Source organism: Leptolyngbya sp. GB1-A1, from assembly GCF_039962475.1.
In the GTDB taxonomy this organism is placed as follows: Bacteria; Cyanobacteriota; Cyanobacteriia; order Elainellales; family Elainellaceae; genus Leptolyngbya_A.
This window is the reverse complement of sequence record NZ_JAMPLI010000021.1, coordinates 80,543-94,898: the sequence shown is the minus strand read 5'-3', so window position 1 is coordinate 94,898 and position 14,356 is coordinate 80,543. Positions and strand designations below refer to the sequence as shown.

Here is a 14,356-nt window from a genome sequence, read left to right as displayed (position 1 = left end):
TTCAAGCCAGTTAAAGCGCGCAGCAAGCGGTCTTGTGTCAGCACCCGTTCAATATCCAGCATTTGCTTATCCCATTTCTGCCTTCTATTCTTGCTTATTTCCCGACAAGTCTAGTGGATGGCTACAAATAAACAAGGTTAAGCCGGAGATTTAGCAGTTTGCTTGATTATTTTCTTTGAGCTGAATCCGAAGCGTTTCACTTTACATCCGGTTGCTTCTCCTCTAGATTGCCCACCTGCAATCACGCTCATCACTAAATCATACTCATCTTCAAACATCTGCCCTCGGATCCGATGGGCTTTAATCTGATGCCACTCTCCCTCAATCGGATTCAACTCTGAACTGTATCGAGGCAGATAAAACAAGTACAGTCCCTTCTTCTGCCAGTCTGAAATGCATTGCTGTACCGCTTGACAAGTATGAATCTGAGCGTTGTCTTGAGTAATCACGGTGATTTTGCCGGTTCGCTTAAACAACCGTTGGGCTTGTTTGGCTTGTTCATCCATGAAGCGAAGATAGGTTGCACTCGTGATGCTCCCGACCGCTAAGCCATAGTTAAAACTGCAATCCGGTTCCCAGACTCCAATGATGTTGGCCCGTCTACCATGCCGGGCGGTCTGTTCCTGTCGCTTTTGCGTACCGATCAGAGACCAAGTGTAGCTCACTGGGCTCCAGCAATCGAAGCCTGACTCATCCAAGTATTTCAACTTCAAATGCCCCTCCCATGCGGCTTGCTGCAACAATTCCAAGTCTGCTTGTTGGAGCTGTTTCTCTAGGGGGCTCTGTAAGCTTCGATGGCTCTGTCAGGTTCGCTTCCAACGGTAGCCTTTTTTTAAGAATCCGTCGCAGTTGCTGTGGACTCAACCTGACTTGTCGTTCTTGCTGCAATTGATGCACTAACTGCTGAGCATTGTGCGTTTGGACTTCCTGCTGCAACGATTGCTCTAAGTGCGCTATGTCGGCTTCCTGCCACTTGGGACGACGTCCTGGACGGGGAGCATCTCACAATCCCCCTAATCCTTGTTGCTTCCAGCGATAGAGGGTCTCACGCACTGTCTCCACACGCCAGTCAAAATACTCAGCGATCTTGTCGGTCGTCCATCCTCGGTGACTCAGGCGTAACACCTCAGCACGGTCTTTTGTTCGTTGGGGCACCCTACTGGCAGTTCTAAGTTCCAGCAAAGTGCAGTCTTCTTCTGTGCTTAAAACCACTTGGAGCCGAGGACGAGTCATTGGAAAAAGGGAAGTAAAACGGGCTTCTCCCTTATCTTGACATAACAGCGTTTACTTTTGTCTCTCTACTTAGCAAGCTTCCTAACACTTAATGATGAAGTTTTAGCGTGGTGATAGCCACGTCTCTTGAGATCAAACATCACGGTTGCAAGCGTTAGGAATGCTTCAATTCGGTTCTTGATTGCTACTGTCTTTTAAGGGGAAATCAAAATAGCAGGATAATGATAGAAGTCGAGAACTGTTAGAGGATTCAAGGCTTCAAAAGTTGTGGCATATCTGTTAAAGGTACTGAGAATGTCATGCGTATCGTCTATCATATCTTTGCCTTTAAGGCTAAATCTACATCGCTTGAAACAACTTTGACTGGCTGCGAATGTTCATTACATTGGGTAATCAAAAAGGTGCCAATTCATTCAATCTGAAATACTCTAAGTCCCACAGCAATTACAATATAAAGTAGCCCTAGAAAAATTAGGCTAAACTTTACCTTTGCTGAAACAACAGTCGTTAAAGTGAGGAGTCTGTCCATCGATCGAACCTCTAAGCCTTGAATGTTCCTAAATAAGAAGGACGACATTGCCAAGTTTTCTACGATGTCAAATAATCCTGCTAAACCTTGGTTCCATGCAAGAACCACTCCCGCATTAATCCAATCTGGGTTAGAGCTAGCACGGGTTGCCCAAATGCACCCAAGGCTCAGAGCAGTAGAGTAGAGCACTAGAAAGGGGAAATCGAGCCAGAATATCTGTTTTGCATTTCTAATTGCATTACCCCAGGATTGAATCATTTGCATTGCATCAGCTGGTCTCGCCGCAAACTCTAAAGAAACGATTCCCATTGGCGATCGAGGAGATTGTTTCAAAGGCTTGCCAAGCTTGTCTAGCAGTACCATGAAAAGCACTGTGAGGAATGTCAATAACAGAAGTAGCAGATTACTTAGATTGAGAGGAATCACCTGAAAAGGATGCTGCATATATAGTGTCGCCTTTATGCTGTGTTTCGGGAGAAGATAGGGGAACTACTCCCTCCCCATAGCTCGTTCTAGGCAGGGATTGGCATTTCAGATTGAGAGCTTTGGCGAGATCGAAGCTGAGTTACCAATTCGTTCAATCTCTGCTCAATCGTAATGTGGCTTAAATATTGTTCAGCCGCCTCTTCCAAACCGTTCAAGTTATCGACTCCAGCGTTGAAAGCAGGCAAATTTGCTTCTAGCCTGGGCTGAAAACGGTAGTAGTTTTGCTTCAGAGCTAACCCTTGAATTGCATAATCTACTGTGTCGCTAGAACCATCGAACAATGTGTCGAGGATCGGGATGCCTTTACGCGGACTGATCCATTCCAGTACTCCCCACTCACGAGCAGCTTCCAGCCCAATTTCTTTGATGTTCTGACCTGTTCCAAATGAAGCAATCAATAAATCTTCCTCCCCAGGGCGATCGCTCCAGGTGCGCCGATTGACAACAGCACATAATGCCGGATTATTAGCAAACACACCGCCATCAATCAAAGGAACCACTTTTCTGCCTTGTCGATCGGTTGGGATCAAATAATCAGAGGCTTCTAATGAGGCAATAAAATTGGGTTCACTAATGAGGTGCCCTGGAAATGCAGTAGGCGCAGCCGCAGATGCTCTACAAACCTCCCAGATTGGAATACTAGCAAAGGCTGACTGGTTCGACTGCATAACAACTGCTCGTCGATTGTAGGTATCATAGCTAGTCACAAGTGTGGGAACCGGAAGTGTGTGGAAGGGTTCGTTATCGAAAATATCTTGTAACACTTGCTCCAAACCTTTACCATCATAAATCGGTTGACTATAGCCAGGGCGAATGCGAACTAGTAAACTCCAAGCAACTTTATTGAATTCAGGAAAAATGGCGATTCCCTTCTTGCGGTATAGCTGTCTGATTGTACTGGCATCAATTCCTCTAGAGATACCACAAGCAATGAGACTACCGGTTGAAGTTCCTGCAATGAGGTCAAAGTAATCTCTAAGCTTTTTCTCTTTATCATGTTTCTGGAGCTTAGCTTCCAGGCGTTCTAAAAGAACTGCTGTGACCAGTCCACGGATACCGCCACCGTCACACGATAAAATGCAGCGAGTGTTTGCCATAATTCATACTTCTCCTCAATCAATTAGAAATCTGGTTAAAAAGTTAGTTGCAGGGTAGGTAAATAAGATAGAGGTCAAAAGAGTCCAGATGAGCGCTGGTATCCCCCTTTGCTCTGAGACGAAAATCCAATACTGCTTCACCGGTTAGAGGCTTGGGAGTAGAAGCACACTGCTCTGCCTTCGACACAACAAAATCAACCGGGATATTGTTTGAACGTCCGATCGCATTTCCGCCTAGGGAAACTGACGCGGTTTCACGTACTTGCAAAATCGGTTTTCGCTCGAAGGTCGCTCGAACAGAGACTAAGGCACGCGCCCCTGGGGACTGGACGATCGCCCCTTCAATGCTGCTTTGAATGCTGTGAACATACCAGTCCTTCTCTGGTTCTGCTGTAATCTCAGTCGCAATCCTACATCTCAATCGATCTCGACTCTTGCCTTGTGAAGCAGCGACCGCTTTATTAAATGTGAGTGAAAGCTGGTCTCCATTCTGAACCGCAGTAAATTGGCAGTTTGCAAGATCACCGCGCACAATTTTGGGATCCGAAAAGATAGACTGCCGAGATTCGGAACGTGATGCGGCGGATGATTCAACTGCGATTGATGCAGCATCACTCCACCCAAAAAGAGCGATAACAATCAGCACAATCAGGCTGAAGCAAAGAACAAGACGACGCATACATCTCTCCTAATCTAACTTATCCCAGTCAATATCATTGAGTGCGATGAGATATTCATTGCCATCGTTAACTGTGACGACAACTCGTTTCTTTGTGACTGTATCTAGCGCAAACTTAATTCGCCCTGCATGCGCAGTGTTTTTTGCTGCAATGTCTGCTTGGAACTGAGGTTTAAATTCCTCTGTAGACTCAAAGGTAACGCTGTATTGCCTTGCAGTCAGAATTTGGTGAACGATGGTTTCCTTACTGATATTCACTCCTGCGGAGCCTGGTACTCTGGAATCATCTCCTCCATAAAATTCATGTAAGCGGCTCAAAAATCCTGTTGGAATAATTCGCTTACGAGTCCCTACTCCAAACTCCATTGTTACCTTATTCATCCGAGAATAATCAATGGTGAAGGAAACCGGCAGACCAGGAAAGTTTCCTACATCAACCTTAAAGCTATTTTTCTTCTCGACTTCAATTTTTATGCTAGAAGGAAATAGCTCTTCCTGAATGATGTCTTTCTTTGAAGGAATTCCAAGAGCGAGATGGTTTGCTTCAATCGCCTTGAGGATAATTTGTGGTGTCGTGAGGTGATTTGGCTCTGGATAGATTTTGCCAAAAGGTCCTGTTGGTCCAAAAAGTCTGTCCTCGTGATCATGCACAACGGAGCCAAGTAAACTTTCTCCTCCTGCACTGCTCTTTACATCTCGTGGTAGAAGCAGGAACCACATTCTACCGAACCCAGGAACTCGTGACCAGTAGTAGTCTGTTGATGCCATTGATGTATTCCTTCTATTTTCAGTAATTCTCTAAGTGCTTGATGCCGGTTACAATCGTAGTATTATCGGCAATGTGGCGATTGGCTTTGAATTTGCAGTCATCGTAAATTTGCTGAGGACGAGGCATAGGGAAAAAATCCTGGCGGAAAAGCCTTACAACCTCTTGGACAAATCAAACGAGCGACGGTGCAGATTTAGGGAAATATAGTTTTTAAGTCGGAAAGGTTTCTAGCCTTACTAGGGGTCAGGGTCTCATTGAACAAAGTCTCATAAAAGAAGCACGAGACTCCTGTATAGGAACGGTTACGAGACTCTTTAATTTGATTCTCTATGAGTGCAAATGCAACTCGCTGTGTTCTTAAGCCAGATAAAACTCCAATGCTTAGGGGAATATGGTCGTGAGTATCGCTGACTTCAGGTTTCAGTAGCTCATCCCTGAAGCTAGTGACAGTGTCTCGATAGACCTGTAATACAATCTCCTCAGCTAAACCTGCCTGCACCCAATTATTCCAGTCAGCTAGGTAATGCTCTTTTGAGAAGCTTAAAGGGTTGGGTGAGATTGAAATTAGACAATCGGGTCGTTTTGCCTTGACTGCGTGAAAGATCCGTCTGAGTAAATCTGTCACTTTGCCTGATGCCCAGTCTACCCATTTTGGATCAGTATGATCCTTTGGAGCCGCTGCTCCACTGTTTTCTGCTTTGAACAAGTTCTGTGTGAACCGATCGTATCCTAGCTCTACGGGAAAACCAAAGTGATCATCTAGCTGGACTCCATCTACATCGTATTGCTCGGCTACCTCAGCGATTAGGTCTACCATAAACTGCTGCACTTCTGGGCGGCACGGATTTAACCAAACCTGATCATCTTTTTCCCTATCTGCTCTTTTAGTCCGAATGGTATCTCCCTTGTCATTAACTGCTGTTAACCAGTCTGGATGAGTGATTGCAAGCTGAGAACCGGGTGGAGTCATCAATCCGTACTCAAACCAGGGAATCACACGGAACCCCTGAGTTTTCGCTTCATCAACAATCTCAGCTAGCATGTTCCTGCCAGCAAATGCTGGGTCTGGCATAATTTTTGAGCCAATTACGGATGCAGCCACTGCGCTTGGAAAAAGAGTAAAGCCGCTCTGCCACACAACAGGATAGATCGTATTGAAGCCTAGTCCTTTTAGCTGTTTTAAGCCCGCCTGAATATTACTTTTGGACTTGAGTACGTCACTATCTGTTGTCGTTAGCCAGACTCCTCTCGCCTCTTGAATCGGAACATGGACATCTGAAAGTGGAAAATAACCAATTTTTCCAACTGTGCCGAGCGCATCCTGTAACCTGACGAAGCAATGTTGCCCTACTTGAAAAGCATACTGGACATTGAAGGAGTCACCAGCCCTCACATTGGCTACATCTGTGCCTGGTAAACGTCCCACAGGGGCAGCGGTCTTTTTGAAAACAGTGTTACGGTTTGCAGTTAGCAATTGCATTATTTTATTCTCCATTAATTTAATTGAGATATAGATAGAGATACAGACAGAAGAAGCCGCAGCAATACGGCTCAGGAAAGCTGTCTGAGTGCAGATTGAACGGTTTGGAGCGATCCACGCTCCCCAGCAAGTTATTGCATTTGCTGACTCAAAGCGCCTCAAACGGTTTTTCTTCTTCCAGGTTGCTGACTCCTGCTACTGTTTGAAGGGCTGATAAATTTTCAGCATCAATTTCGCCTGTAATAACACCCAGCGTACTTAGGACCTGCTCAATCTTCATTCCTGAAGCCTGTAGCTGCTCTGAAACTTCTGAGAGACGATCGAGGTAATCATCGCTGATGGAAACAAGAATTCTGACTACAGCCATCCTGATACACTCCAACGATTGCAAAAGTTGCTGTGGTGTTTCGCACGTCTTCAGCACGAAACACCGTTGAAGAACGTTAGGGTGCTTGTACTAAACCAATCCCGGCATCCTGAGAAGCTAAAGGCAGACGGCGTGCATTTTGCACAAGCAGAGACCAGAGGGCTTGACCTTTTGTCCCAGGATTAGCTTCAGCATAGAGCGCAGCAATACCTGCCACATGGGGGGCTGCCATGCTGGTTCCATTCAGCCTGCTATAGCCCGTTGTCGTAGAACCTGCTTTGGTTCTAAGCACGTAACTGGAATAGACATCTACCCCTGGACCAATTAAATCGACCTGTCCACCATTAACCGAATCTCCCTGGCTAGAGAAATCTGCGACTTGTTCCCGTGCATCCAGAGCAGCAACCGCCATTGCTGCAGGCGCGTCCGCAGGAGTATTGACGGCTGGCATTCCTGCTGGGCGTTGGCGGCTATTGCCTGCTGCTGCGATAACGAGAGAACCTGCTTTCAACGTTCGATCCATTACTTTGTGGTAGAAGGGGCGAACATCACCCGGCTTTCTGGGCGATCCCAACGACATCGAAATGACGTGACACCCTTGCAGAATTGCCCATTCAATTCCTTGAAGAATTTCACCGGGCAACCCTTTTGGGATAACTGGACGATCGTCTAGCACTTTAGCAACATAGATTTCAGCACCATAAGCAACTCCATAACGCATTCCAGTCTTGGGATTACGAGGTCCACAAGCTGTACCTACACAGTGCGTTCCGTGCCCATTCAAGTCTTGGACTGGAAGCAGACTCTTGTTGCTTTGCACAAAAGATCGGCTGACGATCGTGCGTCCTTGAAAGCCAGGATGATTGAGGTCAAAACCCGTGTCCAGAACAGCTATTTTGATTCCCTTGCCACTGTAACGGGAATTGACTACATTAGTCGCTTGAAGTCCCCAGGTTGCTGCTGCGGTGTCCGTCCAGGTTTGGCTCAGAATTGACTTAAAGGGCAAACTATCTTGATTTGCTAACTGGTCAACGAGATTGGCGATTCCATCTCGATAACCCTGCAAATACTGTAGTGAGATTTCTCCTGATTGGCTGGGCTGAGGTTTAGCAATCACCCGATCTCCAATATCCATCAACGCATAGAAATATTGCTCCGGCTCAACGGATAGAATAGGTGACTCAGGCTCTTCACTCGCAGCACTTAAAGATAGGAAATGAGTTGCATCAATGGGCTTGTTGATAATTGCAACACCCAAGGTTTCAAGAACGGTAATGTCAGCTTCGCTAACACTGTGGGAATCCTGCTCTGGATCAGTCGATGATACAGTGCTACTCAAGCTAGCCAGTTCTTGTATTAACTGGACTCCTTCATCTAGCTTGTCTTGCTTTAGTAGAACAAGTTGTCTGCCTGTAAATTCCGGCTCGGAGGAGGGCGTATTGAGAAATTCCATAATTGATAAGGGGGAAGCTACTCTGAGGATTAATGAGGTTAGTAGTATGCACAATCAAGCTCAGATTCGACTACTTTTGCTGATGTAATCCCAAAATAGCCGCCCTGTATCCTGGCACACACCTAACGATCATTAGGAGATTCCTTAAGAAAAACTGAAGCAAGCGTTCAAAAACTGTGAAAATGCCTGTGAAGCTTTAATAAATATTTCAACTAATGAACAACGATCGATAGTAGGCTCTAAGGATTTTTCTGCATTTACCGCACCAGCAGCAAAGGATTGATTTATCTCTGTTTCACTAATTATGTCATCCTCTTCCAGTTTTCAAGAGGACGTGTTCCCTGATGTCGTTCAGTAGTGGGATCTCGATCGCCTCTACACTGCCCTAGCTCAAGTAAAACAGCGTCCGCTGGCTCAGACTGAACGGGTTTGTTTACGTTGTTTGTTGCAAGGTAACAGCCCTCATGACATCGCTATCAAGATTAACCGTCAACTGCAAGGCTTGCGGGTTGATCTCACGCGCGGGCTATACCGCTACATTGAAGCCTTAACGGAAATTGCAATCAAGAACTAGCGAGAAGTGGCGACCGTTTTAGAACAAGGCTATAGACGAACAATACAGCCTGTGCCTGCTAGTCCCGATGCCAACAGTCATGCTCCGACTCTGTCTGCTCATCAGGACTGGGGTAAAGCACCAGACGTATTTGCTTTCTTCGGACGTATACAGGAATTACCTGCTTGAAGCAATGGATCATTCATGACCGTTGTCGATTCGTTGCCATTTTAGGCATGGGTGGCATGCGGCTTCCTGCCAAGTGGGGCGGCGTTCCGTCCGGGGTACATCTCACAATCCCTCTAAGCCTTGTTTTCTCCAGCAATAGATGGTTTCACGCACCGTTTCCACCCGCCAATCAAAATACTCGGCGATTTGCTCGGTCGTCCATCCTCGATGGCTCAGGCGTAGCACCTCAGCACGGTCTTTCGTCCGTTGCGGAACGCTACTGGCGGTTCTAAGTTCCAGTAAAGTGCGGTCTTCTTCTGCAGTCAGAACCACTTGAAGGCGAGGACGGGTCATTGAAGAAGGGTTCTCAAAGTACGCTTCTCCCTTATTCTGATATAACAGTGTTTATTTCCGTTTCCCTACTTAGGGCATTGCAGCAACGGTTTGATCATCGTGGAAAAGTCAAACCAGGTCACTTCTCTATTCTCTCTTGCTCTTTTTTCTGCGTTCTTTCCTAAATGGCACTACCTATTTTGCGTTTTTTAATGGTTCCTTATTGCAGGCAACTGTTGTTTTTTCTGGTTGTTATTTTACGCGATCGAGAGTTTGAGTTGCATCCTTTGAGATGCAAAAAGTTGAATGCGGTTTAATGGAAGCGTGTGAGTCTAGTGTTGAGCCCGTCATGAATTTATTTAGTTTATTGCTGCTGGTGGTAGGAGGTTTTTTCTCTGGAGTTTTGGCAGGCTTTTTGGGAATTGGCGGTGGTACTGTATTAGTGCCAATGCTTGTTGCTTTTGGCTATACTCCAGTACAGGCAGTCGCAACCAGCAGTTTGGCGATTTTGATTACCTCCATTTCTGGTACAGTACAAAATTGGCGGATGGGGTATTTTGACAGCCAGCGGATTTTAGCCTTAGGTTTACCAGCTTTAATTACGGCGCAGTTCGGAGTATGGCTTGCTGATCACCTACCATCTACCTGGTTACTCGGTGCGTTTGGGGTACTCCTGCTGCTCAACATTTATTTGGTTGATCTAAAAAATCGCCTTGCTGCAAAGCAACCTCAATCTATTGAGTCACCCCCCCATCAATCAGCGAACCCAAGACTTGTTCGGCTGATTACAGGAGGGCTGGCAGGTTTGCTAGCTGGACTATTTGGGGTTGGTGGTGGAGTGATCATGGTACCCCTACAAATGCTGTTTTTAGGTGAACCAATTAAGCTTGCCATTCGAACTAGCTTGGGTGTGGTTGTCATGACTGCCATCTCTGCTAGTATTGGTCACACACTCAGCGGTAATGTTATTCCAATGATTGGAGTGGTGTTAGGATTGGGTGGATTAGTGGGCGCACAGGTGAGCACGCGCTTGTTGCCCAAACTACCTGATAGTGTAATCAGCCTTCTCTTTCGTACTTTCTTAGGGATATTAGCGCTGTATATCTTTAGCCAAGCAGGTATTGTTAACAGTGCTGATGACTTACTTGAAAAGTTGTATCGCAAAAACTAGTCAATAGTAAGGTAGGTAAGCTTAGACACGCCTGATTCCTCCACGATGTCTACTGCTTCTCTATTTAAGTGGCGGCACTTTCTACCTGAAATCATCTTGCTCAAGGGGCAGTGGTACTGTCGCTACTCCCTTAGCTACCGAGATTTAGAGGAAATGATGCAGGAGCGCGGCATGGGAGTGGATCATTTAACGATCAGCCGTTAGTTTTGAAGTATGCCCCGGAATTGGACAAATGCAGTCGATCCCACCTCAGGCCCACGAGTCATTCCTAGAGGGTGGACGAAACTTATATCAAAGTTAGGGGAGCCTGAAAATATCTGTATCGCGCCGTGGATTCGGAGGGCAATACCCTAGACTTTATGCTTAGTGCCAAGCGAGATGGCAAGGCAGCCGCCCGATTTTCGCAAAGTGCTCAAACCCCAGCCTGATCAGGCTCCGCGCGTAATTACTGCCGATAAAAATGCTGCTTATTCGGTAGCAATTGAGGGGCTGCAGGAGGATGAGACAATCACCGAGGAGACCCAGTTGAGGCAGAGCAAGTATGTGAACAATACTGTTGAGCAAGATCATCGAACCATCAGCGGATAGTGAGACTAATAAGGGGTTCAGGTCATTCAATAGGGCGAGGAGAACCTTGAGTGGGATCGAAGCGATGATATAGGGTTCATAAAGGACAAGTCAATGGTATTAATCAAGGGGATATTGTATTTCAGGTCAGATTTATTGAAGCAATTTTTGGAGTAGCTGCTTAAAACGATGAGATTGATAGAAATTGTTTGTCTTTAAAGAGTTTTTGCGACACAACCTGCTCGACTTCGAATTACTTCTACCATCTTTTCCGCAGCCAGGCTTAAATGCTGTCTATGGTTTGTGATAAGAACTGCCGATCGCGACAAAGAACATTCCGACACCTCTATCGTAATAAGTCTGCCAGCTTCTAAATCTTCTTGAACCAGGGAATGGGGCGCGAATGTTGCACCGAAGTTAGAAAGTAAAAGTTGCCGGACTGACTGAAAACCTTTGACCTCGGCAACGATCTTGAAACGATGCTGATGAATTTGATAAATCTTCTCAACGATATTACCAATTCCACAAGGGCTGCTACCGAATGTTGATTTCTGCCGATGCAGAACAAGCGGTAGTGTTTCAATCTCCTCCAGGTAAAGTTTCTTAGAAGTGGCTAAAGGATGGGTTGCACCAATCACTAGCAGAATTGGTTCCTCGTAAAGCACTTCACAGGTTACATTGTCTTGAGGAAAAGGGAGTGACAAAATCGCTAAATCAAGCAAGCCTTGCTCTATTTGCTTAATTAGCCCCTCTGTATAGTCTTCTAAAATTTTTACATGAACTTGAGGATACTGTTGATGATAACGGCTTAACATCTGAGATAAAAATCGCTGTGACGAGGAAGGAGTTAACCCTAGCGTTACAATGCCTGTCACTGCTTGAGACATCCTTGCAACTGCAAATGCACCATCTTGCATTGCTTGTAAAGAATCTCGGCAATAGCGGATGAATACCCTACCTTCCTCTGTTAAATAAACCCCATTCGATCGCCGATGTAGAAGTTGAACTCCTAAAAACCGCTCAAGTCTCTGAATGTGCTGACTCACAGTAGGCTGCGATAAATTCAGCGCAACTGCTGCATCTGTAAAGCTATTTTTCTCCGCAACTTCAACAAATGAAATCAAGGCTGAAAAATCTAGATGCCCCACCTTGTGTTTATTCATTTTTCGGCTACTCTACAGGTAAATCTATTGGCTGGCAATATTTCTGCTCAGGGATAAAATTAACGCATTAAACTGAAATAGCTTCAGGCACGTATTTTCAGGACAATCTAAATCTGCCAAGCCTACTTTTCTGTATTATTAACTACATTAAAGTCAGTGAACTCTTCTAAGCCAGGGAGCACTTAATTTCGCCACAATATTGCTCTGTTTGTTAAAAAATATACAGGCAAACCCTAAGATAGGTAATTCAGCATAGGTAATTCTGCGCCGGCCGAATGATATTCGATAAAGAAGGCGCTATTGGATTCACAAATAGCAGGAATTCTAGAACGTAATCGGAAATGTGATGAAAAGTACGATTCCAGCCGTCTCAATCCCCTAACTTGATTTTGGATTTCAAGGGTTGGAGGCAAAGAGTTGCTATCATTCCAGCCGCAGAACTCCTGTAGCGCATTGGGGTTCAACTCAAGTGTGTTCGGCAGGTTGAGTCGGTGTCACACAAGGGAACACGACGGAAGATGAACTGGCTTTCTAGCAAAATAGAGCTACGTGAAATCAGCCATGTTTTTCAAAGCCACGATCGAAGGCCAGTCAATGCTTTGGAAGACATCAGTCTGCAAGTTTCAGCAGGTCGCTTTGTCAGCTTGATTGGACCTTCTGGAAGTGGAAAGACAACGCTGTTTAACATTATTGCGGGCTTGCAGCAGCCTACAGCAGGTCAAGTTTTAATTGACGAGCGGGATGTCACAGGCAAAATTGGGCTGGTAAGCTACATGATGCAGAAAGACCTGCTCCTTCCCTGGCGAACTGTTTTAGACAACGTTGTATTGGGGATGGAACTTCAGGGGATTTCCATTAGTAAAGCTAGACAGTTGGCCCTGCCATATCTTTATCAGTATGGCCTGGGTGGGTTTGAGAATCATTATCCGGCTGAATTGTCAGGCGGAATGCGTCAGCGAGCAGCGTTGCTACGTACTTTGCTGTGTCATACTGAGTTAATTTTATTAGATGAACCCTTTGGAGCATTAGATGCACAAACCCGTGCCCAGATGCAGGAATGGCTGCTTCAGCTCTGGAGTGACTTCGGCAAAACGGTTTTATTTGTGACGCATGATGTAGACGAAGCGGTTTACCTCTCAGATGAAGTATTTGTCTTAACGGCTCGCCCCGGAACAATCAAAGCGCGGCTTGAAATATCGCTCGATCGCCCTCGTTCTCGTCAAATTGTGACTGATCCAAGCTTCATTCGTCTCAAGGAAACCTGCCTTGCACTGCTGGCGGATGAAGACATTGCAGGATCAATTTTAAAGCTCAGTCGGGATGTCGCAAGAAAAGGAAAAGCGCAGCGATGATTAGACTTCCAGTTCCGGTTAACTCGATGCGCTGGGCAAGACAAGTTTCATGCCAGGGGCGATCGCTGCCACACGAACGGATTTGGTCTAAACACATCATTGTACTTTGGCAGATCTGTATCACGATCGCTTTGTTGACAGTATGGGAATTGGGAACTCGCATCGGCTGGATCGACGCTTTTTTCTGGTCTTCCCCGTTCACCATTTTAAAGACTGGAATTGTTTTCTTTCGTCAGGGCAGTGCAGTTAGCGATATTTGGTTTACTTTTCGCTCAACGATCGCTGGATTTTTCATCGGTACAGGTCTGGGTGCAGCAATTGGGTTAACCTTCTGGTGGTCGCGCAACTATGCTGCAATTGCTCAACCGCTCATCATTGCTTTTCATGCGACTCCTAAATTGGCATTAGGTCCGCTCGTCATCCTCGTATTTGGGATGGGATTTGCTTCTAAGGTTGCAATGGCCGTCGCGTTGACAATCGTGATATCCGTCTTGACTACTTACAGCGGTATTCAAGCTGTCGATCCTGATTTACAGCAGCTCATGTACTCACTGGGAGCAACTCGATGGCAGGTTTTTACAAAAGTTGTGATTCCGTCGGTGTTACCCTGGATTATTTCGTCCCTGCGAGTCAATATTGGGCTTTCACTTTCCGGGGCGATCGTCGGTGAGTTTCTTGGATCTCAAGCAGGGTTGGGTCGGCTGATTCTTTATGCTGGGCAAACTTACGACATTGCTTTGGTCTGGGTTGGCGTACTCGTTCTCGCTGCACTTTCAGTGGTGATGTACGCCTTTGTGCAACATCTAGAACAGCTTCTGTTGAAAGGAGTAATGCATGGAACTCAGCCAATCAAGGAGTAAAACTGCCGTTCAGGGCAAAGGGCAGAAGGGATGGCTTTTCAGTGGGTGGAGTTTCAGGGGGTGGAACTTCAGTCGGTGGAGCTTCAACTTCTTATC

General features: G+C 45.9%; 12 protein-coding genes and 2 pseudogenes. 4 read left to right on the top strand and 10 right to left on the bottom strand.

The genetic code is table 11. The features are described from left to right. Positions 1 to 137: 137 nt before the first annotated feature. From NDI45_RS18770 to NDI45_RS18730, 9 genes and pseudogenes are all read right to left on the bottom strand, one after another. Positions 138 to 1,233, bottom strand: a pseudogene (locus NDI45_RS18770) (IS630 family transposase). A gap of 409 nt (positions 1,234 to 1,642) precedes the next feature. After that, a complete protein-coding gene (locus NDI45_RS18765; RefSeq protein WP_348248259.1) occupies positions 1,643 to 2,206 on the bottom strand; it encodes a hypothetical protein in 564 nt (187 codons plus the stop codon). Between the two features lie 68 nt (positions 2,207 to 2,274). Further along, the gene (locus NDI45_RS18760; RefSeq protein ID WP_348248258.1) at positions 2,275 to 3,345 is read right to left on the bottom strand and encodes a patatin-like phospholipase family protein; all 1,071 of its coding nucleotides are present in this window, start codon (positions 3,343 to 3,345) and stop codon (positions 2,275 to 2,277) included. A 43-nt stretch (positions 3,346 to 3,388) separates the two neighbouring features. Next, positions 3,389 to 4,024, bottom strand: a complete 636-nt coding sequence (locus tag NDI45_RS18755) for a hypothetical protein (RefSeq protein ID WP_348248257.1) — start codon at positions 4,022 to 4,024, stop codon at positions 3,389 to 3,391. A gap of 9 nt (positions 4,025 to 4,033) precedes the next feature. Next, positions 4,034 to 4,792 carry a hypothetical protein gene (locus NDI45_RS18750; RefSeq protein ID WP_348248256.1) on the bottom strand — a complete coding sequence of 253 codons (759 nt, stop codon included), beginning with the start codon at positions 4,790 to 4,792 and terminating at the stop codon, positions 4,034 to 4,036. Between the two features lie 194 nt (positions 4,793 to 4,986). Continuing rightward, a complete protein-coding gene (locus NDI45_RS18745; protein WP_348248255.1) occupies positions 4,987 to 6,435 on the bottom strand; it encodes a family 10 glycosylhydrolase in 1,449 nt (482 codons plus the stop codon). Continuing rightward, positions 6,422 to 6,640 carry a ketohydroxyglutarate aldolase gene (locus NDI45_RS18740; protein ID WP_348248254.1) on the bottom strand — a complete coding sequence of 73 codons (219 nt, stop codon included), beginning with the start codon at positions 6,638 to 6,640 and terminating at the stop codon, positions 6,422 to 6,424. The genes NDI45_RS18745 and NDI45_RS18740 overlap by 14 nt, the downstream gene beginning before the upstream one ends. A 76-nt stretch (positions 6,641 to 6,716) precedes the next feature. Next, positions 6,717 to 8,093 (bottom strand): S8 family serine peptidase, encoded by a 1,377-nt coding sequence (locus NDI45_RS18735; RefSeq protein ID WP_348248253.1) that lies wholly within the window; start codon positions 8,091 to 8,093, stop codon positions 6,717 to 6,719. Between the two features lie 844 nt (positions 8,094 to 8,937). Next, positions 8,938 to 9,168 carry a helix-turn-helix domain-containing protein gene (locus tag NDI45_RS18730; protein ID WP_348248252.1) on the bottom strand — a complete coding sequence of 77 codons (231 nt, stop codon included), beginning with the start codon at positions 9,166 to 9,168 and terminating at the stop codon, positions 8,938 to 8,940. A 328-nt stretch (positions 9,169 to 9,496) separates the two neighbouring features. Here NDI45_RS18730 and NDI45_RS18725 point away from each other — a divergent pair, with 328 nt between their 5' ends. Further along, the gene (locus NDI45_RS18725; protein WP_348248262.1) at positions 9,497 to 10,318 is read left to right on the top strand and encodes a sulfite exporter TauE/SafE family protein; all 822 of its coding nucleotides are present in this window, start codon (positions 9,497 to 9,499) and stop codon (positions 10,316 to 10,318) included. A gap of 45 nt (positions 10,319 to 10,363) precedes the next feature. Next, positions 10,364 to 11,070: pseudogene (locus tag NDI45_RS18720) on the top strand (IS6 family transposase). A 30-nt stretch (positions 11,071 to 11,100) separates the two neighbouring features. Here NDI45_RS18720 and NDI45_RS18715 read toward each other — a convergent pair. Further along, positions 11,101 to 12,048: a LysR family transcriptional regulator gene (locus NDI45_RS18715; RefSeq protein WP_348248251.1), complete on the bottom strand. Its 948-nt coding sequence runs from the start codon at positions 12,046 to 12,048 to the stop codon at positions 11,101 to 11,103. A gap of 518 nt (positions 12,049 to 12,566) precedes the next feature. On the opposite strand from NDI45_RS18715, the gene NDI45_RS18710 reads away from it, so the two are divergent. Both NDI45_RS18710 and NDI45_RS18705 read left to right on the top strand, forming a co-directional pair. Next, positions 12,567 to 13,400, top strand: coding sequence for an ABC transporter ATP-binding protein (locus tag NDI45_RS18710; protein WP_190790467.1), 834 nt, complete (start codon positions 12,567 to 12,569; stop codon positions 13,398 to 13,400). After that, complete coding sequence (locus tag NDI45_RS18705; protein ID WP_348248250.1) at positions 13,397 to 14,260, top strand: ABC transporter permease; 864 nt, start codon at positions 13,397 to 13,399, stop codon at positions 14,258 to 14,260. Before NDI45_RS18710 ends, NDI45_RS18705 begins: the two co-directional genes overlap by 4 nt. Positions 14,261 to 14,356: the final 96 nt, after the last annotated feature.